The 21,574-nt window shown below is 70.3% G+C and carries 13 protein-coding genes and 3 tRNA genes; 10 read left to right on the forward strand and 6 right to left on the reverse strand.

Annotated features, from left to right (window positions below):
- Positions 1 to 20 precede the first annotated feature (20 nt).
- Positions 21 to 7,934 carry a hypothetical protein gene (locus tag QZ749_RS06995; RefSeq protein ID WP_296944968.1) on the forward strand — a complete coding sequence of 2,638 codons (7,914 nt, stop codon included), beginning with the start codon at positions 21 to 23 and terminating at the stop codon, positions 7,932 to 7,934.
- A gap of 24 nt (positions 7,935 to 7,958) precedes the next feature.
- On the opposite strand, the gene QZ749_RS07000 is transcribed toward QZ749_RS06995, so the two are convergent.
- The gene (locus QZ749_RS07000) at positions 7,959 to 8,924 is read right to left on the reverse strand and encodes a GlcNAc-transferase family protein (RefSeq protein WP_296944970.1); all 966 of its coding nucleotides are present in this window, start codon (positions 8,922 to 8,924) and stop codon (positions 7,959 to 7,961) included.
- The gene (locus QZ749_RS07005; RefSeq protein WP_296944973.1) at positions 8,921 to 10,114 is read right to left on the reverse strand and encodes a helix-turn-helix transcriptional regulator; all 1,194 of its coding nucleotides are present in this window, start codon (positions 10,112 to 10,114) and stop codon (positions 8,921 to 8,923) included. Before QZ749_RS07005 ends, QZ749_RS07000 begins: the two co-directional genes overlap by 4 nt.
- Before the next feature lie 210 nt (positions 10,115 to 10,324).
- Between QZ749_RS07005 and QZ749_RS07010 the strand changes: the two genes are divergently transcribed.
- The gene (locus tag QZ749_RS07010) at positions 10,325 to 11,182 is read left to right on the forward strand and encodes a glycosyltransferase family 2 protein (RefSeq protein WP_296944975.1); all 858 of its coding nucleotides are present in this window, start codon (positions 10,325 to 10,327) and stop codon (positions 11,180 to 11,182) included.
- A 28-nt stretch (positions 11,183 to 11,210) separates the two neighbouring features.
- Here QZ749_RS07010 and QZ749_RS07015 read toward each other — a convergent pair whose 3' ends face one another.
- From QZ749_RS07015 to QZ749_RS07030, 4 genes are all read right to left on the reverse strand, one after another.
- Positions 11,211 to 12,503 (reverse strand): sugar MFS transporter, encoded by a 1,293-nt coding sequence (locus QZ749_RS07015; protein ID WP_296944978.1) that lies wholly within the window; start codon positions 12,501 to 12,503, stop codon positions 11,211 to 11,213.
- 290 nt (positions 12,504 to 12,793) lie between these two features.
- Positions 12,794 to 13,756, reverse strand: a complete 963-nt coding sequence (ttcA, locus tag QZ749_RS07020; protein ID WP_296944990.1) for a tRNA 2-thiocytidine(32) synthetase TtcA — start codon at positions 13,754 to 13,756, stop codon at positions 12,794 to 12,796.
- A gap of 11 nt (positions 13,757 to 13,767) precedes the next feature.
- Complete coding sequence (locus QZ749_RS07025; RefSeq protein WP_296944980.1) at positions 13,768 to 14,166, reverse strand: dihydroneopterin aldolase; 399 nt, start codon at positions 14,164 to 14,166, stop codon at positions 13,768 to 13,770.
- A gap of 48 nt (positions 14,167 to 14,214) precedes the next feature.
- Positions 14,215 to 15,021: an SDR family oxidoreductase gene (locus tag QZ749_RS07030; RefSeq protein WP_296944982.1), complete on the reverse strand. Its 807-nt coding sequence runs from the start codon at positions 15,019 to 15,021 to the stop codon at positions 14,215 to 14,217.
- 96 nt (positions 15,022 to 15,117) lie between these two features.
- Between QZ749_RS07030 and QZ749_RS07035 the strand changes: the two genes are divergently transcribed.
- The 8 genes from QZ749_RS07035 to QZ749_RS07070 all read left to right on the forward strand — a co-directional run.
- Positions 15,118 to 16,266 carry a class I SAM-dependent methyltransferase gene (locus QZ749_RS07035; RefSeq protein WP_296944985.1) on the forward strand — a complete coding sequence of 383 codons (1,149 nt, stop codon included), beginning with the start codon at positions 15,118 to 15,120 and terminating at the stop codon, positions 16,264 to 16,266.
- A gap of 192 nt (positions 16,267 to 16,458) precedes the next feature.
- Positions 16,459 to 17,412, forward strand: a complete 954-nt coding sequence (locus QZ749_RS07040; RefSeq protein WP_296944987.1) for a J domain-containing protein — start codon at positions 16,459 to 16,461, stop codon at positions 17,410 to 17,412.
- 152 nt (positions 17,413 to 17,564) lie between these two features.
- Positions 17,565 to 19,208, forward strand: coding sequence for a tetratricopeptide repeat-containing response regulator (locus tag QZ749_RS07045; protein ID WP_296944988.1), 1,644 nt, complete (start codon positions 17,565 to 17,567; stop codon positions 19,206 to 19,208).
- Positions 19,209 to 19,239: 31 nt separating this feature from the next.
- The gene (locus QZ749_RS07050) at positions 19,240 to 20,805 is read left to right on the forward strand and encodes an HDOD domain-containing protein (protein ID WP_296944989.1); all 1,566 of its coding nucleotides are present in this window, start codon (positions 19,240 to 19,242) and stop codon (positions 20,803 to 20,805) included.
- Between the two features lie 171 nt (positions 20,806 to 20,976).
- A tRNA-Tyr gene (locus tag QZ749_RS07055) sits at positions 20,977 to 21,061 on the forward strand.
- A gap of 42 nt (positions 21,062 to 21,103) precedes the next feature.
- Positions 21,104 to 21,177: transfer RNA gene (locus tag QZ749_RS07060), tRNA-Gly, on the forward strand.
- 37 nt (positions 21,178 to 21,214) lie between these two features.
- Positions 21,215 to 21,289 (forward strand) — tRNA-Thr (locus tag QZ749_RS07065).
- Between the two features lie 83 nt (positions 21,290 to 21,372).
- Positions 21,373 to 21,574 (forward strand): GTP-binding protein (locus QZ749_RS07070; protein WP_229260173.1); only part of this gene is annotated, 202 nt, incomplete at its 3' end.

Raw genomic sequence — 21,574 nt, forward strand, 5'->3', positions numbered from 1 at the left:
AGGGCATCGAGCGCATCACCGTGCAGGTGGCGCAGCCGGGCGGCGGCAGCACGTTCGCGCGCGACATCGCGCTGGCGGTCTCGGTCAACGAGGCGAACCTGCAGGATCCGGACCTGGGCAACTACGGGCAGCTGGCCTGGATCAGCGGCACGGCCGGCGCCGACGGCATCGATGCGAGCGAGGCCGGCGCCGGCGCGCTGCTGTCGGCCGGCGTGCGCGCGGCGATGCAGGCGCGCGCCAAGGGCGTGTGGATCGACGGCGGCGCCGGCGATGACACCGTCGTCGGCAGCGGCTTCGGCGACGTGATCCGCAACGGCGCGGGCAATGCCCATGTCGACGGCGGCGCCAATGCCGGCGGCCAGGACGTATTCGAGATCGCCGTCGGTTCGGTGGCGGCGCTGGACGCGATCAAGGTGCAGCCCTCGGACGACCCCGCCTACACGTGGATGGTCACCTACGGTACGACCGGCCAGAAGGATTACCTGAAGAACGTCGAGGCGGTCAGCATCTACGTCGAGGGCGGCACGGCCGGACGCTGGGTGCCGCTGGTGCCGCAGGTCACCGAACTGCCGGCCGGCCAGGACCCGTCCGGCTACCTGCACCTGGCCTGGGCGCAGGGCACGGCGCTGGCCGACACGATCGATGCCGAAACCGCGCTGTCGGCCGGCGCGAAGGCGCTGATGGCGCAGCATGGCCGCGGCATGTTCATCGACACGGGCGCCGGCGACGACGTCGTCAAGGGCACGGCCTACGGCGACAACATCGTCGCCGGGGCCGGCGTGAACCGCGTCGACGGCGGCGCCAACCTCGGCAGCGCGCCGGGCGGCGCGGCCGCGGTCGACGTGCTCGAGATCTACGTCGCCAGCCGGGCGGAGGCCGGCGCCGTCGCCGTCACCGCGCTGGACGCGCGCGCCACCGGCGCCGACGCCGCGGCGTGGGCGGCCGGCTACCGCTACAAGGTCGCCAACGGCAGCAAGGAGATCGACTACGTCCGCGACATCGAGCGCGTCGACGTCCGCATCTGGACCGACAAGGACGGCGACGGCATGCGCGACTACGCCGACGTCGCCGATCCCGCCAACGAAATCGTGTTCGCGCGCAGCATCGACCTGTCCGCGAACAAGGCGCCCACCTTCGCCGGCGTGCCGGCCGGCGTGATGGTCGACGGCGCCGGCGCCGCGTCGACCCTCCTGGTCAGCGCGACCGTGCTGGCCAGCGGCAAGCTGCTGTCGCTGCGCAGCCTGACGCTGGCCGACGGCAGCGAACGGTTCGTCATGGCGCGCAACAATGCCGACGGCAGCGTCGACACGACCTTCGGCGGCGGCACCGGCCGCGTCGACCTGCCGACCCAGGGCGTGGTCGCCAATCCCGACCCGCTCGAACTGGCGAACGGCAAGCTGCTGGTCGCCGTCTCGACGCCGGGCGCCGACCCCGACTTCCGCCTGCTGCGCCTGAACGCCGACGGCAGCCTCGACACGAGCTACGGCAATGGCGGCTCGGTCGTCGTGCCGGTCAGCAGCCGCGCCGACATTCCGCTGCGGATCCTGCAGCAGGCCGACGGCAAGGTGGTCGTGACCGGCTATGCCTACGAGAACACCCCCACCGGCACGCTGGGCGACTTCATGGTGGCGGTGCGCCTGAACGCCGACGGCACGCCCGACACCGGCTTCGGCAACGGCGGCCGGTTGGTCGTGTCCCAGTCCGGCGCGGGAGCGATGAGCGATGCCGTGCTGCAGCCGGACGGCAAGCTGCTGGCCTTCGGCTACACCGGCGGCCAGTCCAGCCTCGATCTCACGCTGATGCGCTTCACGACCGACGGCGCGCCCGATCCCGGTTTCGGCAAGCAGGGGATGGTGGTGCTGGAACTCGGCGCGGGTACCGACAACGCGCGCTCGGTCGTCGTGCTCGCGGACGGCAAGCTGCTGGTGGCCGGCACCACGCGCTCGGCCGCCAACGACGTCGACGGGGCGCTGGTGCGCCTGAACCCCGACGGCTCGCGCGACACCGGTTTCGGCAGCGGCGGCATCGTGCGCGCCCACCTGACCGACGGCCACGACGTGTTCTCGCAGGCCGCCGTGCAGGCCGACGGCAAGATCGTCGTGCTCGGCACCATCGGCGCCGTCTCGACCAGCGGCGCCGTCGGCGGCGACCTGATGCTGACCCGCTACAACGCCGACGGCAGCGTCGACGGTGGTTTCGGCATCGGCGGCATCCTGCGCATCCCGGGACACGGCATCGGCGTGGGCTTCGATCCGGCCGCGCTGGTCCTGGTCGGCGGCAAGATCCTGGTGTTCGCCAATACGCTCGAAGACGCCGGCAATACGACGACCAGCGCCCTGGTCGCGCGCGTGAATGCCGACGGCACGCTGGACGCCACCTTCAATCCGGCGCCGGCCTCCTCGATCGGCGGCACGGTGCGGATGAACGGGGTCCAGCCCGCGGTCCTGGACAACAACGGCGCGATCCACGACGCCGAACTGGCGGCGCGCGGCCACTACGGCGGCGCCACGCTGGTGCTGGAGCGCCAGGGCGGCGCCAGCGCCGACGACATCTTCGTCGCCCTCGGCGAGGTCGGCTTCGCGGGCGGCCGCCTGGTCGTCGGCGGCATCGCGATCGGCAGCGCGACCCAGTCCGGCGGCAAGCTCACGATCGTGTTCGACACGAACGCCAGCCAGGGCCTGGTCAACCGCGCCATGCACGGCATCGGCTACGCCAACGGCGGCGCCAGCCTGCCGGCCAGCGTGACGATCGACTGGGTGTTCTCGGACGGCGGCACGGGCGCGGGCGGCGCCCTGGCGGCGCGCGCCAGCACCACGGTGCAGTTCGGCGCGACGGTGCAGAGCGTCGGCCCGGACCAGGCCGCCAACTACGATTTCGTCTCGGTCGTCACCGGCAGCGCGCGCGCCGACGCCGTCGCCGCGGGCCTGATCCCGGCCGACGCGCAGGCGCTGATGGCCGCGCGCGGCCGCGGCGCCTACTACGACATGCGCGGCGGCGGCGGCGACACGGTCGCCGGCACCGGCTACAGCGACCTGTTCGTCATGGGCGCCGGCACCAATTACGTCGACGGCGACGCCAATGCCGGTAGCTATCCGTACGGCGGCAACGGCATGGACGAGCTGAACGTCTACGTGACGGGGCAGGCGGCCGTGCCGACCGTGACGCGGCTCGGCGCCGGCGCCACCGGCGCGGATGCCCAGGCCCATGCGCAGGGCTACCAGTTCAAGATCGTGGCGGGTGCCGAGGTCGACTACGTGAAGAACGTCGAGCGCCTGCAGGCCTACCGCTGGAACGACGCCAACGGCAACGGCGTGCGCGACACGGGCGAGGTGGTGCGCCTGTTCGACATGGCGCTGGCGCAGTTCGTGCGCGAGGTGCGCAGCGGCACCCAGCCCGGCACCGACATGGCCGGCAATTCCCTGTCCACCTACGCCAACATCGCCTGGGTCTACGGCAGCGAGCAGGGCGAGCGCTTCGACGCCGCCGCCGACGTCTCGGCCACGACCCGCGCGCTGATGGACCAGTTCCAGCGCGGCGTCGCGGTGTATGCCGGCGCCGGCAACGATACCATCGTCGGGTCCGGCTACGGCGACGAGATCGACGCCGGTCCCGGCGTCAACTACGTCGACGGCGGCGCCAATGCCGGCACCATGACGAACGGGCGCGAGGCCGCGCGCGACCAGCTCAACGTCTACGTGGCCGACGCCGCGGCCGCGGCGGCCGTGCGCGTGACGCCGCTCGACGCCGGCGCCACCGGGGCCGATGCCGCGGCCTACGCGCAGGGCTACGCCTACAAGGTCGTGAACGGCGCCGAGACCGACTACGTGAAGAACGTCGAGCGCGTCACCATCCTCCGCTGGACCGATGCCAACGGCAACGGCGTGCACGACGCGCAGGAAGCCGCGCAGTACGTGCGCGAACAGGCGCTGGCGCTGTACGTCAACGAGATCGGGCTGGGCACGGCGCCCGGCACCGATGCCGGCGGCCAGCCGCTGGCGAACGCGGTGCACATGGCCTGGGCCTATGGCGGCGCCGGCGCCGACCGCTTCGACGCCGCCACCGACGTGTCGGCCGCCACGCGCGCGCTGATGGACCAGTACCAGCGCGGGCTGTGGGTCGACGCCGGCGCCGGCGACGACACCATCGCGGGTTCGGCCTACGGCGACCACGTCAACGCCGGCGCCGGCACCAACTACGTCGACGGCGGCGCCAACGCGGGGCCGGGCGGCTACGCCGGCAAGGCGCTGGACGTGCTCGAGGTGACGGTGCGCTCGGCCCAGGACGCGGCCGCGGTGCGGGCGGTGGTGCTGGAAGCGTCGATGCAGGGCGCCGACGGCGCCGCCTACGCCGCCGGCTACCGCTGGAAGGTCGTGGCCGGCGCCGAGACCGACTACGTCAGGAACGTCGAGAGCGTCAACGTCCTGGTGTGGAACGACGCCAACGGCGACGGCTGGCGCGACAATGCCACCGAGGTCGCGTTCGCGCGCGAGATCGCGCTGGCGGCGCGCATCGACGAGGTGCGGGTCGATCCGGCCCATCCCGACCATGACGCCGGCGGCACGCCGCTGGCGTCGTCGTGGCACTTCGGCTGGGCGCGCGGCAGCGCCGGCGCCGACGACCTCGACGCCGCGCGCGACGTGACGGCCGCCACGCTGGCGCTGATGGCCCAGTACGGCCGCGGCATCTGGGGCGAGCTGGGCGCGGGCGACGACCGCGTGGTCGGCAGCGCCTGGGGCGACAACATCTCCCTGGGCAAGGGCGTGAACTACTACGACGGCGGCGCCAACGGCGGCGCCACGCCGGACGGCTACCCCGCCGTCGACGTGCTGGAAGTGGACGTGGCCAGCAAGGCCGAGGCCGACGCCGTCGCCGTGACCCGCCTGACGGCCGGCATGACGGGCGCGGATGGCGCGGCCTATGCCGAGGGCTACGTCTACAAGGTCACGGCGCCGGGCGAGACCGACTACGTGCGCAACGTCGAGCAGCTCAGCATCAATATCTGGACCGACAAGGACGGCGACGGCATGCGCGACTATGCGGCGCTCGACGATCCCGCCAACGAGGTCGTGTTCGACCGCAACATCGGCCTGGCCGATGCGGCGCCGAACGCGGCGCCGTCGTTCGCCGGCCCGGCCGGCACGGTCATCGTCGACCGCGGCTACGATTTCACGCCGCTGTCCACGCTGTGCGGCGCCGACGGCAAGCTCGTCACCCTGGGCGTGCTCAATCCCCTGGCCGACGGCTACCGCTACGTGAACGTCCTGGCGCGCAACAATGCCGACGGCAGCGTCGACACCGGGTTCGGCCAGGACGGCCTCCTGGTGCTGCCCGACACCCAGGGCCAGAGCGCGCGGATGGCGCTGCTGGCCGACGGCCGGCTGCTGGTCGCCTACGGCAGCAATACCGGCCCTGCCGGCGCGGCCACCGTCACCGTCGTGCGCTACAACGCCGACGGCAGCGTCGACACCGGCTTCGGCCAGCAGGGGGCGACCACGATCGACGTCGGCAGCGGCGCCGTCGTCATCGGCACGCTGCTGGTCGCGCCCGACGGCGACATCGTGGCGGTGACCCGCAACCAGGTGCTGCGCCTGCAGGCGAACGGCGCCCCCGACACGGGCTTCGACGGCGACGGCAAGCTGGCGCTGCCGCAAGGCGCGGGAACGGGCTCGCTGGCGGCGTCCGGCGCCGCGCTGCAGGCGGACGGCAAGCTGGTGCTGGTCGGCGCATTCGGCCCGACCGGCGGCCAGTCCATCGGGGTCGTGCGCATCGGCGCCGACGGCAGCCTCGACACCGGCTTCGGCAACGGCGGCAGCGTGGCCGTCGCCGCCGGCGGCGGCAGCGCCGGCGCCACCGCGATGCACCTGTTCGCCGACGGCAGCATGCTGGTGGCCGGCAACGTCGTGAACGGCACGGCGCGCGACACGGCGCTGGTCAAGCTCACGCCGGACGGCAGCCTGGACGCGACGTTCGGCAACGGCGGCAAGGTGCTGCAGGCGGGGCCGGGCGCGGACCGCGTCTATGCGCTGGCGGTGCAGGCCGACGGCAGGATCGTGGTGGCCGGCGAGTCCGGCGGGCGCATCGAGGTCGTGCGCTACCTGGCCGACGGCAGCGTCGACACCGGCTTCGGCGCCGGCGGCCACGTGCTGCTGGGGGTGCGCGGCCTGCGCGACTACGGCGTCGCGCTGGTGCTGGACGGCGACAAGATCGTCGTGATGTCGCCGTCCTACTTCAACACCAATGCCGACAGCAGCCTGGTGCTGGCGCGCCTGAACCCGGACGGCAGCCTCGACGCCGGCTTCGGCGCGGGCCAGGCCGGCACGCTGGGCGGCACCGTGCAGGCCGACGGCCTGCATCCGGTGGTGCTCGACCGGAACGTGACGGTGCACGACGCCGACCTCGCCGCCGGCGGCAGCTACGCCGGCGCCGTGCTGACCGTCGCGCGCCAGGGCGGCGCCGACGCCGGCGACCGGTTCTCGGCCGCGGGCGACGTCGGCTTCGCGGACGGCGTGCTGGCGGTCGACGGCGTGGCCATCGGCACGGCCGTGCAGTCGGGCGGCCAGCTGGTGCTGGCGTTCGGCGCCGGCGCGACCCAGGACCTGGTGAACCGCGCCCTGCACGGCATCGCCTGGAGCCATCCGGGCGCGCAACCGGGCACGGTGGACATCGCGTGGCGCTTCTCGGACGACGGCAGCGACGGCGCCGGCCACGTGGCGAGCGGCGTGGTGACGGTGGCGGTGGGCGTGGTCGCGCACGAGGTCCTGCGCGGCAATGCGGCGCCGGACACCGGCACCGATGGTCGCGCCCTGGCGTCGATCGATTTCTTCGCCGAGGTGCACGGCACGGCCGGCGCCGACGCGTTGTCCGGCGCGCTGCTGTCGGAGGAAGTGCGCGGCCTGATGGCGCAGTACGGCCGCGGCGCGCGCTTCGCGACGGACGGCGGCGACGACACCGTGCAGGGCACCGCCTGGAGCGACGAGTTCCACATCGGCGCGGGCAGCGCCTGGATCGACGGCGGCGCCAACGGCGGCACCTCGCCGTACAACGGCCAGGCCGGCTTCGACACGCTGATCGTCTACGCGCGGGACATGGCCGATGCGCAGTCGGTGACGGTGACGGGCCTGCTGCCCTCGGCCACCGGCGCGGACGCGCAGGCGCGCGCGCTGGGCTACGAGGCCAAGGTCGTGCACGGCAACGAGATCGCCTACGTGCGCAACCTCGAGGTGGTGGCGGTGCACCAGTGGACCGACAGCAACGGCAACGGCATCGTCGACGGCGCCGAAGGCCGGTACCTGTTCGACGTGCCGTTCCACGCCAGCGTCGGCGAGATCCAGGTCGCGGCGGACGATCCCACCAGGGACGCCGGCGGCAATCCGCTGGCGGGCCAGTATTTCTTCGCCTGGATCGACGGCGGCGCCGGCAGCGACAACGTCGACGCCTGGGCGCGCCTGTCGGATACGGTGCGCGCGCGCATGGACCAGTACCAGCGCGGCGCCTGGATCGACCTGGGCGCCGGCGACGACGCGGTGACGGGCACGCGCTACCTCGACAACATCGTCGGCGGGCGCGGCACCAACTGGATCGACGGCGGCGACGACCTGGGCACCACGCCGGACGGCGGCGACGCGGCCGACATGCTCGAGGTCTACGTGGGCAGCGTCGCCGAGCGCGACGCGGTCGCCTACACCGTGCTCGGCGCCGGATCGACGGGGCTGGACGCGCTGGCGTTCCAGCAGGGCTACCGCATCAAGCTGGTGGCGGCCGGCGGCGCCGAGGTCGACTATCTGAAGAACGTCGAGAACCTGAAGGTGGGCGTATGGATCGACAGGGACCAGGACGGCGTGCGCGACTACGACACGGAGGTGGCCGACATCGTCTACCGCAGCTTCGACCCCGACGCCCAGGGCGTGGTGCTGGTGGGGACGCCGCACCCGTGAAGCGCCCGGCGCACGGGACGGCGGCTAGCAGAGCTGGCCGCCGAACGGATCCGCAATGGTCTGCGCCGCGTAGTCGATGCCGCTCAGCTCGCGGTACTGGGCCATGGTGCGCGCCTGGCCCAGGCCGTAGGCGCCGGGCAGCCCGTCGCCCATCAGCAGGCGGTTCAGGCGCAGGCGCGCCCGGTCGGTCAGGTAGGACGCCCGGAACGCGCGCCGCTCGTCGGCCGCGCCGTGCCAGTGGTGCGTGGCGTAGGGCGTGCCCTCGGTCTTGTACAGGTGGTAGACCGGGGTCGTGAGCGGGTGGAAGATGTCCCAGCCGCGGGTGAAGGCGCGCACCGCCAGGCTCTGTTCCTCGCCGTGGAAGTACAGGTAGGGGTCGTAGGGCACTTCCTCGACGAAGCTGCCGCGCGCGAACAGGAAGCCGGCCGACACGTGGCAGCCCATTACGGGTTCGCTGGTGAACAGGTGGCGCGCGGCGAAGCGCAGCACGGCGTCGTCGGGCGTCAGGCGCGCTTGCGGGTGCGGGCGCAGCACCAGCGCCGTGCGGCCGTCGCCCGGGGTGTAGACGGGCACGCCGTCGACCATGTCGAAGCGGTAGGGATAGGTGCTGACGATGGGCTTGGCGGAGCGCGCCAGCAGGCGGCCGTGCAGGGCGCGCAGCTGCTCGTCCCAGCCGTGCTCGAACAGCGTGTGCGAATCGACCTGCAGCAGGAAGGCTTCGCCGTCGTACAGCGAGAACGCGGCGCTGCGCGCCCAGCTCACGCCCAGCGTGTCTTCGGGGTGCACGTGCAGGTAGCGCACCCGCTGCGCGAACGGCAGCGCGGCGATGGCGGCGCGCTGGTCGTGCAGGTGCTGGTCGACCACGCCGAAGGACAGCAGGTCGGGACGCACCGCCTTGGCGAGCGCGTCGTTCAGGGTGAAGAACAGCATCGGGTCGAGGTAGGACGCGAGGCTGACGAAGATGGTCGGGTGCGTGGCGATCCCCGTCATGCCCGTCCTCCGGCCAGCCGTCCCGCCGCGAACTCGCGCCGCACCGCCGTGGCGGGTAGCTGCAGCAGCAGGCGCACCAGCTCCGGCTGGCGGTTGGTCGCGGTCTTCTGGTAGATCGACAGCAGCTGCTTGCGTACGGTGTCGTACTGCACCCCCAGCGTGTCGGCGATCGATTTCAGCGGCATGCCGTCGGCCAGCAGGGAGGCCACGCGGCATTCGGCGTGCGACAGCCCGAACGCGGCCGCCAGCAGCGCCGAATCGATCGCCTGCAGCGAGGTCGGGTGATAGAAGAACAGCATCACCAGCGGGCGCAGGCCGAAGGTGCCCATGGTGCGCTCGGGCGCCATCAGCGTGAAGAAGCCGTACAGCACGTCCTCGGCCGCGCGCGGCGCGCTGCGCATGTGCAGGGAGCGGAAGGCCTGGCCGCCGTCCCGGCCCGGGTGGTTGCGCAGCGTCTGCTCCAGCTGGTTGCACTGGGCAAGGAAGTCGTCGCGGTAGCGCTCGGGCAGCACGAGGCGGTTGTCGGCCACCTGCACCAGGCTGGTCGCGCCGAGCAGGCAGCGGGCGGCGTCGTTGGCCAGTACCACCTCGCCGGTGGTGGTCAGGAGCATCACCGGCTGGCGCAGGCGGTCCACCAGCGCGTGGCCGACCAGGGCCTGGGTCGAGTACACGAAGTGCGCCAGGCCGATGCGGCAGGCGCGCTGCAGATGCGGCAGCAGGCGGTCGAGGAAGGCCACGGCCTCGGCCGGCAGCGGCCCCTCGTGCGGCGCGCGCAGCAGGGCCAGGATCACCGTCGCACTGTCGTTCTCGAGCAGCTTGCAGGCCGACAGGTAGCGCGCGCCGTGCGGCAGCAGGAAGTGCTGGTAGAACGGGTCGTTGGCGACGAACGCGTCGTCGAAATGCTCGTGGCAATGCAGCCAGCCGCCGGCACGCTGGCTGCGCATGTGCCCCACGCGCGGATCGATGAACTGGTACTTCTGGATGTATTCGAGGTCGATCTGCGGCGCCATGTCGGCGCCGTCGCTGTACGACAGGGCGCCGTGGCTGCCGTCGAACGCGAGCAGGTGCACCGCGCGGCCGCCGATGGCGCCGTGCAGGCACTCCAGCACCGTGCGCCAGGCGGCGCGGTCCTCCAGCGTGTCGTACGTGAGATTGACGAGCGTATCGAAACGCGCCTGCGACAGATCCAAGCTTCCCTCCTGTTCGTTCCCGGATCATCGTAACCGAACGCGTGCGGCGTGAAACCACAAGTTGTGTACGTACAACGATTATTTTTTTCACCACGCCATGTGGCGCCAGGCACGATGCGGCTGATCCGGCGCAAGTCCCGTCCGGCTTGCGGAAACTGTCGGGCAGCCGCGGACTCTGAACCGGGGTACGTGCTGAAGAAGGAGTCCGGAATGAACGTGCTGCCCTCCGACACGAGCTGCAGCCTGGTGTGCGGCAGCCAGGCGCCGGCCCACGTGGAACGCTTGCTGGCCACCCTGGCCGGCATGCGCATCTACCTCGTCGACGCGTCGCGCGACGGCCGCCTGCGCGCCCCGGCCCTGCGCGCGGGCGCGCACTACCGGCATGCGCCCGGCGACGCCAGCCATGCGCGCGGCCACAACTGGGCGCTGCGCGCCGCGGCGGCGGCCGGCAGCCGCCATCACGCCATCCTCGATCCGGGGCTGGAGGTCGCGCCGGCCGGCCTGGCGCGGCTGTTCGCCTGCCTGCGGCGCGATCCCGGCATCGGCCTGCTGGCGCCGCGCGTGCGCGGGCCGGGCGGCCGCCTGCGGCCGCTGTGCACGCTGCTGCCGCATCCCTGCGGCTTCCTGGCGCGGCGCGTGGCGCCCCTGCTGTACCGCGCCAGCGGCTGCCTGGCGCGCCACGAACTGCACGGCGGCTACGCGCGCCCTATGGACGTGCCGGTGCCGCCGCTGTGCTGCACGCTGCTGCGCGTCGAGGTCGCGCTGGACGCCGGCCTGTTCGACGAGCGCCTGCCCGCGGAGCTGGCGCAGGCCGACCTGGCGCGGCGGGTGGGGCGCGCGGCGCGCGTGGCCTACCTGCCGCACGTGACGGTCGTGCACGCCGGCCCGCGGGCGCGCACGGGCTGGCGCGAGCTGCCGGCGGCGCTGCGCTATTTCGACAAATGGGGATGGTGGCGCGACGAGGAGCGCGCGCGCATCAATGCGCGCGCACTGCGCGCCTGCGGGGTCATGCCGGGGAGGATGGGGCATGCCGCCGGGCCGCCCGCGCGCCTGGGGGCGCGCGGCTGACCCGGCGGCGTGCCGGGAGGGCGGGGTGTCAGCAGCGCTGCAGCGGCCTGCGCGCGTACCAGCCGAATGCCAGGATCAGCAGGTAGCACACGGCCGGCACGGCCAGCGAGGTGCGCAGGCCCGAGACGTCGGCGGCGTAGCCGGTCATCAGCGGCACGATGGCGCCGCCGACGATGGCCACGCAGATCAGGCCCGAGCCTTCGGCGGCGCGTTCGCCCAGGCCTTCCGAGGCCAGCGTGAAGATGGTCGGGAACATGATCGAATTGACCAGGCCGATGGCCAGCAGCGACCAGCCCGACACGGCGCCGGTGCTGGTGGCGGACACCAGCAGCAGCACGGCGGCGATGCCGCCGGCGGCGGCCAGCACCTTGCCCGGCGAGCAGATGCGCAGCACGTAGGCGCCCAGGAAGCGGCCGATCATGGCGCCGCCCCAGTACAGCGGCACGTGCTTGCCGGCCGCTTCCTGGCCCAGGCCGAGCACGTCGGTCTGCATCAGGTAGTTGACGATGATCGAGCCGACGGCGACTTCCGCGCCCACGTACAGGAAGATGCACAGGGCGCCGAAGGCGAAGCGCGGCTGCTTGAGCAGGTCGAAGGCGCTCCAGATGCTGCCTTCCGGACTGGTGTGCTCGACCAGCTTGTTCCGGTTGAGCCAGACCATGACGGCGACGATGGCCAGCGCGATCGCCAGGCCGATATAGGTGTGCACCACCACCTGGCTCTCGGCGGCGCGGTAGGCGGCCAGCGCGGCGGCGTCCAGCGTCGCCTGGTCGACCTGGGCGAGCGAGCCCAGGATCAGGATCGCGCCCACGTAGGGGAACACGGTCGTGCCGAGCGAGTTGAAGGCCTGGGCGAAGGTCAGGCGGCTCGATGCGGTGGCGGGCGCGCCCAGCATCGAGATCAGCGGGTTGGCCACCACCTGCACGATGGTGATGCCGGCCGCCAGCACGAACAGCGCCAGCAGGAAGGTGGCGAACACGCCGGACGCCGCCGCCGGGATGAACAGCAGGCAGCCCGCCGTCATGGTCAGCAGGCCGACGACGGCCGTGCGCATGTAGCCGAAGCGGCGCACGATGGCGGCGGCCGGCAGCGAGACGATGAAGTAGGCGGCGAAGAACGCCGACTGCACCAGCATCGCCTGGGCGTAGCTCAGCGTGAACAGGTCCTTGAGTTTCGGGATGATGACGTCGTTCAGGCTCGTGATGCCGCCGAAGATGAAGAACAGGGCGAACACGAAGACGCGCAGGCTGGCGAGATTGTTGTCGTTGGCGTAGGCGCCGGCAGGGGCCGGCTTCGTGCCGGCAGGTTGGCCGATTTGCATGTGGATTCCAGTGGTTGGCAGGGAAGCGTCCGGCATGTACGGCGGTGCCGGTGCAGGGGTAGGAATATTACATCGATTTGGCTGGCTGGAGCATGCCGATTCGGCTGCTACGGTCCCGCTGGACGCGGGGCTCTGAAATTCCACTACCGTAGGGTGGGCACCCCGTGCCCACCAACGTTCGCGTCATGCCGGCGCCTGGTGGGCGCGTTTCACTCGAGGCCCCCGGCCTCGAATGCCCACCCTACGATGTCGGTGCAGGGTGCACACCCCTTTCCCGCCACACGGCCACGCTACTGCCCGCCCGGGAAAGTCGACAACGGCTGCAACGGAATCGTGCCCGGCACGGTGGCAGGCGTCGCGCACGGCTCCTCGTCGAACGCGATGTCGCCGTCCGGATTGGCCACGCCGTCGGTGCGGATGTCCTTGAAGCCGAACAGGTCGCGGTCCATCAGGTGCGAGGGCACCACCGTCGACAGCGCCGAGAAGGTGTTTTCCACGCGGCCCGGGTATTTCTTTTCCCAGTCGCGCAGCATCGCCTTGATCTGCTTGCGCTGCAGGTTTTCCTGCGAGCCGCACAGGTCGCACGGGATGATCGGGAACTGCTTGACCTCGGCATAGCGCTCGGTGTCGGCTTCCTTCACGTAGGCCAGCGGACGGATCACCATGTGCTTGCCGTCGTCCGACACCAGCTTGGCCGGCATGCCCTTGATCTTCGCGCCGAAGAACATGTTCAGGAAGAAGGTTTCCATGATGTCGTCGCGGTGGTGGCCCAGCGCGATCTTGTTGCAGCCGAGTTCGTCGGCCACGCGGTACAGGATGCCGCGCCGCAGGCGCGAGCACAACGAACAGGTGGTCTTGCCTTCCGGGATCAGGCGCTTGACGATGCTGTAGGTGTCCTGGTTCTCGATGTGGTACGGGATGCCCAGTTTTTCCAGGTAGGCCGGCAGCACGTCGGCCGGGAAGTTCGGCTGTTTCTGGTCGAGGTTGACGGCCACCAGCTCGAACCGGATCGGCGCGCGCTCGCGCAGCGTCATCAGGATGTCGAGCAGGGCGTAGCTGTCCTTGCCGCCCGACAGGCAGACCATGACCTTGTCGCCGTCCTCGATCATGTTGAAGTCGCCGATCGCCTGGCCGACCAGGCGGCACAGGCGCTTGTGCAGCTTGTTGTTTTCGTAGGCCTGCTTGTCGGCCTGCTTGTCGGCTTGCTTGTCGGCCGGCTGCTCGGCCAGCGCGACGTCGTCGTCGCGCGTCATCGTCGTTTCGTTCATGCTTCATCCTTGATCTGGAACACTTCCACACCGACGCCTTCGCAGTCGGGATACACGTCCGGCTTCATCGTCGACACGCGCGCGGCGCGCACGCGCGGGTGCGCCAGCATGGCCTGCACCACGTCGTCGCACAGCGTTTCCTGCAGGTGCACGTGGCCCTGCGCGATGCGTCTGGCGATGGTCTCGCGCATGAAGTCGTAGTCGACCACTTCGTGCAACTCGTCGTTCTTCGGCGTCGATTGGGCCAGCGGGATGTACAGCTCGACATTGATCAGGACGCGCTGCTCGCCCTTCTTTTCGAAGTCGTGCACGCCGATATTGATCATGACTTCGTAATTGCGCAGGAACAGCCGGCGGCAATCGCGCAGCTGCGGGTGGAACAGGGCGGACAACATAGGAAACCTTCGTGGTGGTTGGACAGGCGGCGAGCCGCTCGTGGATTATCAGTTAGTGGTCAAAAACATCACGTCGCGGCCCAGCGGCACCAGGTGCTGGCCGCCGTCGACCAGCAGGGTGGTGCCGGTCAGCGCGCGCGCCGAGGCCGCGTAGCACACGGCGTCGACGATGTCCTGCGGCGTCGACGAGCGGCCCAGCGGCGTGGCCGTGTGGGCCTGGGCGAAGCCGGCCTCGGTCTGCTCGCCGGACACCAGCGTGATGCCGGGCGCGATGCCGACCACGCGCAGCCGCGGGGCCAGCGCCTGGGCCAGCATCGTGGTCGCCGTGTGCAAGGCGGCCTTCGACAGCGTGTAGGACAAAAAATCCGGGTTGAGATTGTACAGTTTCTGGTCCAGCAGGTTGATGACGACGGCCTGGCCGCCATCCGGCACCATCGCGTGCAGCACCTGCGCGAGCAGCAGCGGCGCGGCGACGTTGCTCTGCATGTGGGCCGCCAGCAGGGCCGGCGAGAAGGCGTCCGGCTTGTCGTATTCGAACAACGAAGCGTTGTTGACGATGCAATCCAGGCGGCCCAGCAGGTGCGCCGCCTGGCAGGGCAGGGCGCGCACCGCCGCCTCGTCGGCGAGGTCGGCGTGCAGCGGGACGGCGCGCCGGCCCAGCGCCCGGATCGCCTGCACCACCTCCTCGGCGTCGCGGGCCGAGTGGCGGTAGTGCACGGCGACGTCCCAGCCGGCGGCGGCCATGCCGAGGGCGATCGCGCGGCCGATGCGGCGGCCGGCGCCCGTCACCAGGGCGACGCGCGGAGGGGAGCTTGCGGGGGCCATGCGGCCGTCGTTCGAATGTTCGTCTGTCATGCTGGTCGGCGCCGCACCCGGCCGGCGCGACGCTGTCGTCGTGGCGCGCCGGGCGCGCCGTTGTTGGTCCCTGGAGTTGTTCGCTACAATGATCGGATGTCACTTCCCGCACCCAATAGCGACGCGCTCGCCGCGTCCCAAGCCCTGCAGCGCCTGATCGCCGGCGAGATCGCCGACCAGGGCGGCGCCATTCCATTCTCGCGTTTCATGGAGCTGGCCCTGTATGCGCCCGACCTGGGCTACTACAGCGGCGGCGCCGCCAAGCTGGGCCGCGACGGCGATTTCGTCACCGCGCCCGAGATCAGCGCCCTGTTCGGCGCCACGCTGGCGCGCGCGGCCGCCGCTATTATGGCGCAAAGTGGCCCCAACATCATCGAATTCGGCGCCGGCACCGGCAAGCTGGCGCGCGACGTGCTGGCCACGCTGGCGCAGCTGGGCGTGCGGGTCGACACCTATACCATCATCGAACTGTCCGGGGAATTGCGCGCGCGCCAGCAGGAAGCGCTGAAGGATTTCCCCCAGGTGCGCTGGCTGAACGGCTTCCCGGACGGCTTCGAGGGCGCCGTGCTGGCCAACGAGGTGCTCGACGCGATGCCGGTCGAGCTGGTCGCCAGGGAGGGCGGACGCTGGCGGCGCCAGCTCGTCACCGTGGCGGACGGCGCGTTCGCCTTCGTGTACGGCGAGCCGGACGCGGCGCTGCTGGACCAGATCCGGCGCCAGATCCCCGACGCCGACACGCTGCAGGACGGCTACGTAACCGAAGTGCATCCGGTGGCCGAGGGGTTCATGCGCTCGCTGGCGCAGATGTTACGCAACGGCAGGGGCGCCGCCATCCTGTTCGACTACGGCTTCCCGGGGCGCGAATACTATTTCGACGAGCGCACCGGCGGCACCCTGATGTGTCATTACCGCCACCATGCGCATCCGGATCCGTTCTTCCTGCCGGGCCTGCAGGACATCACGGCCCACGTCGATTTCACGGCGATGGCGCTGGCGGCCCAGGACGCCGGCCTGGACGTGCTGGCCTACATGAACCAGGCCGCCTTCCTGCTGGCCTGCGGCATCGGCGAGCTGCTGCTGGAGACGGATCCGCAGGACGCGCTGCGCTACCTGCCGCAATCGAAGGCGGTGCAGAAGCTGGTGTCGCCCGCGGAAATGGGGGAACTGTTCAAGGTGCTGGTGGTCGGCCACGGCGCCCAGGCCGATCCGGCCATCGTGCGCGCGGACCGCAGTCACCGCCTCTAGTATTTTTGACATCTTGCGCTACGGATACAAACCCGGCTATGCTGTACTGCCGCACCCCTGCCGCGCCATCCATGCGCTGCCGCCGCGGGATGAATCGGCTACTATTAAGCCAGCAATGCCTTGACTTGCGCCTGCGCTCCCCGGGACTGCAGGCGCTCGTGCGTGGCGCCTCGTGCAAACTGACTCCGACCCATGGCCAAGATCCATACCCACTATGACAACCTGAAGGTGTCGCGCCACGCACCGCAGGAAGTCATTCGCGCCGCCTACAAGGCGTTGAGTCAGAAATATCACCCCGACAAGAACCAGGGCGACGAACGGGCCGCCCGCATCATGGCGATCGTCAATACCGCCTACAACATCCTGTCCGATCCCGTGCGCCGCAAGGAGCACGACGAATGGATCGCGTCGGAAGAGTGGGAAGTCGAATGGCTCGAGAGCGGCGAGGAAGGCCGCGAGAAGGGCCGCGCCGACGCCCAGTGGGAGCCGCGCCAGGTCGAGGCGCCGTCGCGCCTGCGTTTCCTGCGCGACGTGCGCTGGTGGGGCGGCATGCTGGCCTTCTTCGGCGCCGGCGCCGCGCTGGCCGTGGTGCTCGTCGATCCGCCGAAGAACCTGCCGAGCGCGCTGTCCTGGGCCAGGCCGCCGGCGGCGGCGCACGGCAATTCGCCGCCCGATCCGCTCGGCAGCGATACCAGCGGCGACGGCTGGGCGCGCCCGGCCGGGCAGGGCGACGCCCCGCCCGACATCAAGGCGCTCGCCGTGACCCAGCTGGTGGTGCCGGCGCGCGCGCCCGACTGCGATACCGACCTGCAGAGCCAGGTATCGCCGAACGGCGAGCCGTGGCCCGCCCAGTCCGGCTATATCGACGGCTTCCCGGTCGGCAACCAGGGCGAGGAAATGCAGGTGCTGGTCGACAACAGCAACAATCCCTCCCCGGTGCTTGTCAAGATCTACGACCTGGACCGCCGCTCCAACGTCCGCCATGCCTACGTGCTGGGCCGTTCCAAGTTCATGGTCGACAAGCTGTCGGCCGGCAAGTACGAGGTGCGCTACCAGAACATCCTGATCGGCGGCGGCCGCCCGGAATGCGTGAACGGCCGCCGCGCTTCGCTGCGCCAGGCGGCGGCGCGCCAGCCGGACGCCTGAGGACGGTCTGCCGCTGTGGTTTTCCTGGGATCCGGCCACGGCAGAATTGACAAAATCGCTTATTTTGTTCCCCGGACGTAATATACTCGGCATGAATGCGGGCCCATGCAGCCCGCCTGGCCCAACGCAGGCAACAGGGGAATGACCGGTATATGAACGAACTCGACGGCCTCACCGCCCTGATCATCGAGCCGCACGCCGGCATGCGCTCGACGATCCACAACATGCTCACGCTGTGCGGCCTGACCAAGGTCGATCATGCGGGCGGCTCGAACCAGGCGATCAAGCACCTCGACCTCAAGCACTACGACCTGATCCTGTGCGAATACGCGCTCGAGGGCGGCCAGGACGGCCAGCAGCTGCTCGAGGACCTGCGCCACCACAAGCTGATGCCGCTGTCGACGATGTTCTTCATGGTCACGGCCGAGGGCGACTACGGCAAGGTCGTCAGCGCCGCCGAACTCGGCCCCACCGACTACATCCTGAAGCCGTTCACCGCCGACCGCCTGCTCGAGCGCATCGCGCGCGGCCTGGAACGGCGCAATGCCCTGCTGCCGGTCACCACGCTGATGGAGCAGGGCAGCCAGCGCGAAGCCATCGAGGCCTGCATCGAGGGCGAGGTGAAGTACCCGCGCTACCTGGTCGACTTCATGCGCCTGCGCGCCGAGCTGCACATGTTCCTGGGCGAGCCGGACGAGGCCGAGCCGATCTACCGCCGCCTGGTCGAGACCAAGGCGATCGCCTGGGCCCGGCTGGGCCTGGCCAAGACGCTGTTCCTGCGCGAACGCTTCGGCGAGGCGCGCGAGATGCTGGAGGAGCTCGTCGACACCAACCGCAACTTCGTCGACGCCTACGACTGGCTGGCGCGCACGCACGAGGCGGTGGGCGCGCTGGACAAGGCGCAGCACGTGCTGAGCGAGGCGGTGGCGATCTCGCCGCACGCGGTGCGGCGCCTGCGCAAGCTGGGCGAGACGGCGTTCGAGGCGGGCGACCACGACACCGCCGAGCGCGTCCTCAAGCAGGTCGTCAACAAGGCCAAGTATTCCGAGTTCCGCGATCCGCAGGACCATGTGCGGCTGGTGCAGGCGCTGCTGAGCAAGGGCGACCCGGTGCAGGCCGCGGCCGTGATCCGCGACCTGGACAAGTCGATGGCGTTCCAGAAGCACACCCAGGCATGCAGCGCGATCGCGTCCAGCATGGTGCACGACTTCACCGGCAACGCGGTGCGCCTGGACCAGGCGCTCGAGGCGGCGCTGGCCGCCAGCCGCGACGCGCCCGAGCTGCGCCCGGAGCTCAAGCTGGAACTGGCGCGCGTGTGCATCGACAACGGCAAGCAGGACGGCGCGGCCGAGGTGGTGCGCGACGTCATGCAGAACGCCCGCGACAACGCCGCCATGGCGAAGGCGATGGCGGTGTTCGAGCAGGCCGGCCAGGCCGATACGGCGCGCCGGCTGGCGCAGGAAAGCCGCCAGCACGTGGTCGACCTGGTGTCGAGCGGCGCGGCGCGCGCCAGGAGCGGCGACTACCGCGGCGCGCTGGTGCTGATGCAGGAAGCGGTGGCCAAGCTGCCCGACAATCCGCAGGTCGTGTTCAACGCGGCGCTCGCCGCCTTGAAATGCCTGGAGAATCAGGGCTGGGACGAGAAGCTGGGCCAGCAGGCGCTCGGCTACATCGCCGGCGTGCGCCGCCTGGATCCGGTCAACCCGAAGCTGCCGGCGCTGGCCGGCCTGCACCGGCAGATCCTCAAGAAATACAACAAGGGCCCGCGTCCGCAGCAGGCGAAGGCGGCCGGATAGGTTGCACGCGCACCGCAGTACCGGTTTCATCATGAGCGATACCTCGATCACGCCGCCGGCCCCGGACGGGCGCCGCGTGCGCGCCGCCCTGCTGCGCAAGGTCTGCGGCGACGACGCCATGTTCGCGCTCGGCCATGCCGTCGCGCGCGTCGTCGACATGGCCTCCTCGGACGACCAGGGCACCCACGACCTGGCCTATTACGTGCTGTCGGACGTCGCGCTGACCCAGCGCATCCTGCGCCTGGCCAATACGGTGCGCTACCGGACCGCCGCCGGCACGGCGGTGACGACGATCTCGCGCGCCATTTCCCTGCTCGGCTTCGACAACGTCAGGACGACGGCGCTGGCGATGCTGCTGGTCGACGCGCTGGCCGACGGCGAGCACGCGCAGGACGTGCGCGCCGAACTCGAAGCCGCCCTGTGCGCCAGCCTGGCCGGCCGCGAGATGGCGCGCCACAGCCCGTACCAGGGCGCCGAGGAAGCGTCGATCGCCGCATTGTTCAAGAACCTGGGGCCGCTGCTGGTGGCGTCGCACGAGCACGCGCGCTACCGCGAGATCGGCGCCCTCGTCGCCAACGGCAAGACGCAGGCCGAGGCCGCCCGCATGATCCTCGGCTGCGGCTACGATGCGCTGTCCGAGGCGGTGCTGGGCGAGTGGAAGATTCCCGATGCGATCGCGCGCGCCCAGCGTCCGCCGCCCGACGGCGTGCTGGACGTGGCCGTGAACCGCGGCGAATGGATGCGCCAGGTCGCGGCGTTCAGCCTGGAGGTGGCGCGCCTGCTGGCGCGCACGGTCGAGCCGGCCGCCGCGCCGGAAGCGCGCGCCCTGCTGGAGCGCTATGGCGCCGCGCTGGGCCTGGAGGCGGCCCAGCTCGACGCGCTGTTCGAGACGGTGGCGCAGGAACTGGCGGCGCTGCTGCAGAGCATGGACCTGAAGCCGGTGCCGCGCCTGGAGCGGCGCGACGGCAAGGACAAGGACGGCCTGCCGAACGTGCTGCTGCTGGCCATGCTTGGCGCGGGCGAGCAGGAAGAACAGGGCAGCTACCCCAGCGGCAAGCCGCGCAACGCGCGCGAGCGGCTGCTGGCCGGCGTGCAGGAGGTGACGCAGATGCGCGCCTCGGGCGGGCACAAGGCCAACGAGATCATCCTGGCCGTGCTCGAGACGCTGCACACGGCGCTGGGGTTCCGCTTCGCCACCGTAGTGCTGAAGGACGTGCGCGCCGGGCAGTACCGGGCGCGGGTGTCGTTCGGCGCCGGCCAGCGCGTGCAGGACGGTTTCGCCTTCCCGGCCGCGGCGCCGGGCGCCGCCGGCCGCGACCTCTTCTACCTGGCGATGGAGAACGACGCCGACCTGGTGATCGCCGATGCGCGCAGCCCGAAGATCCGCGACCTGCTGCCGGGCTGGCACAAGGGCCTGCTGGCGGATGCGCGCAGCTTCATCGTGCTGCCGCTGGTGGTGGGCAAGGTCCAGTTGGGCCTGTTCTATGCGGACCGCACGGAAACGGCGCCGGAAGGCATCCCGCCCGACGAGACGGCCTTGATCAAGGCCCTGAAAGGGCAGGTGCTGGCGGCGCTGGCGCCGGCCGCGCCGGCCTAAATAACTCCAGGAAAAAAGTTTCGATTAATTTCGCATAACAGCCCTTGCGGAGTTGTGGTCGGGTCTATACAATCACGCCCCGAAGCAACGACACTCTGTGCGTTAGATCAGTTTGCTAACGAAAGTAGTTGACAGAAGTTTGTTAGTTCTTCATACTCTGCGGTTCTTCGCGGTGGGGTGGCCGAGTGGTTAAAGGCAGCAGACTGTAAATCTGCCCTCTCTGAGTACGCTGGTTCGAATCCAGCCCCCACCACCAATATGCGTGGATCGTGAAGTCGAATTGAATACGTTATACCGCGCGGGTGTAGCTCAATGGTAGAGCTGAAGCCTTCCAAGCTTATGACGAGGGTTCGATTCCCTTCACCCGCTCCAGTTTGAATGCGGTGCAGTTCATGCATTGCAAAAATAAGCCCTTGTAGCTCAGTGGTAGAGCACTCCCTTGGTAAGGGAGAGGCCACGTGTTCAATCCACGTCAAGGGCACCAGAATTTTGTACGGCAGTCGTAGTACTCGACCGTCAGGTGTGCCTGGTACTTTTCAAATATTGTTAGGATCTTAGGAGTCTAGAATGGCTAAGGAAAAATTCGAACGGACCAAGCCGCACGTCAACGTCGGCACCATCGGTCACGTTGACCACGGCAAAACCACCCTGACGGCGGCAATCGCGACCGTCCTGTCGAAGAAATTCGGCGGCGAAGCCAAGGCCTACGACCAGATCGACGCGGCTCCGGAAGAAAAAGCACGCGGCATCACCATCAACACCGCACACG

Origin of the sequence: uncultured Massilia sp. (assembly GCF_913773735.1) — a bacterium.
Classification (GTDB): domain Bacteria; phylum Pseudomonadota; class Gammaproteobacteria; order Burkholderiales; family Burkholderiaceae_D; genus Telluria.

Bases quoted from the DNA above. Each gene is read 5' to 3' on its own strand.
- QZ749_RS07050 (WP_296944989.1), top strand. From the start codon at position 19,240: ATGAGCGATACCTCGATCACGCCGCCGGCCCCGGACGGGCGCCGCGTG.
- ttcA (WP_296944990.1), bottom strand. From the start codon at position 13,756: ATGACGCGCGACGACGACGTCGCGCTGGCCGAGCAGCCGGCCGACAAG.
- QZ749_RS07040 (WP_296944987.1), top strand. From the start codon at position 16,459: ATGGCCAAGATCCATACCCACTATGACAACCTGAAGGTGTCGCGCCAC.
- QZ749_RS07045 (WP_296944988.1), top strand. From the start codon at position 17,565: ATGAACGAACTCGACGGCCTCACCGCCCTGATCATCGAGCCGCACGCC.
- QZ749_RS07025 (WP_296944980.1), bottom strand. From the start codon at position 14,166: ATGTTGTCCGCCCTGTTCCACCCGCAGCTGCGCGATTGCCGCCGGCTG.
- QZ749_RS07010 (WP_296944975.1), top strand. From the start codon at position 10,325: ATGAACGTGCTGCCCTCCGACACGAGCTGCAGCCTGGTGTGCGGCAGC.
- QZ749_RS07000 (WP_296944970.1), bottom strand. From the start codon at position 8,924: ATGACGGGGATCGCCACGCACCCGACCATCTTCGTCAGCCTCGCGTCC.
- QZ749_RS07015 (WP_296944978.1), bottom strand. From the start codon at position 12,503: ATGCAAATCGGCCAACCTGCCGGCACGAAGCCGGCCCCTGCCGGCGCC.
- QZ749_RS07035 (WP_296944985.1), top strand. From the start codon at position 15,118: ATGTCACTTCCCGCACCCAATAGCGACGCGCTCGCCGCGTCCCAAGCC.
- QZ749_RS07030 (WP_296944982.1), bottom strand. From the start codon at position 15,021: ATGACAGACGAACATTCGAACGACGGCCGCATGGCCCCCGCAAGCTCC.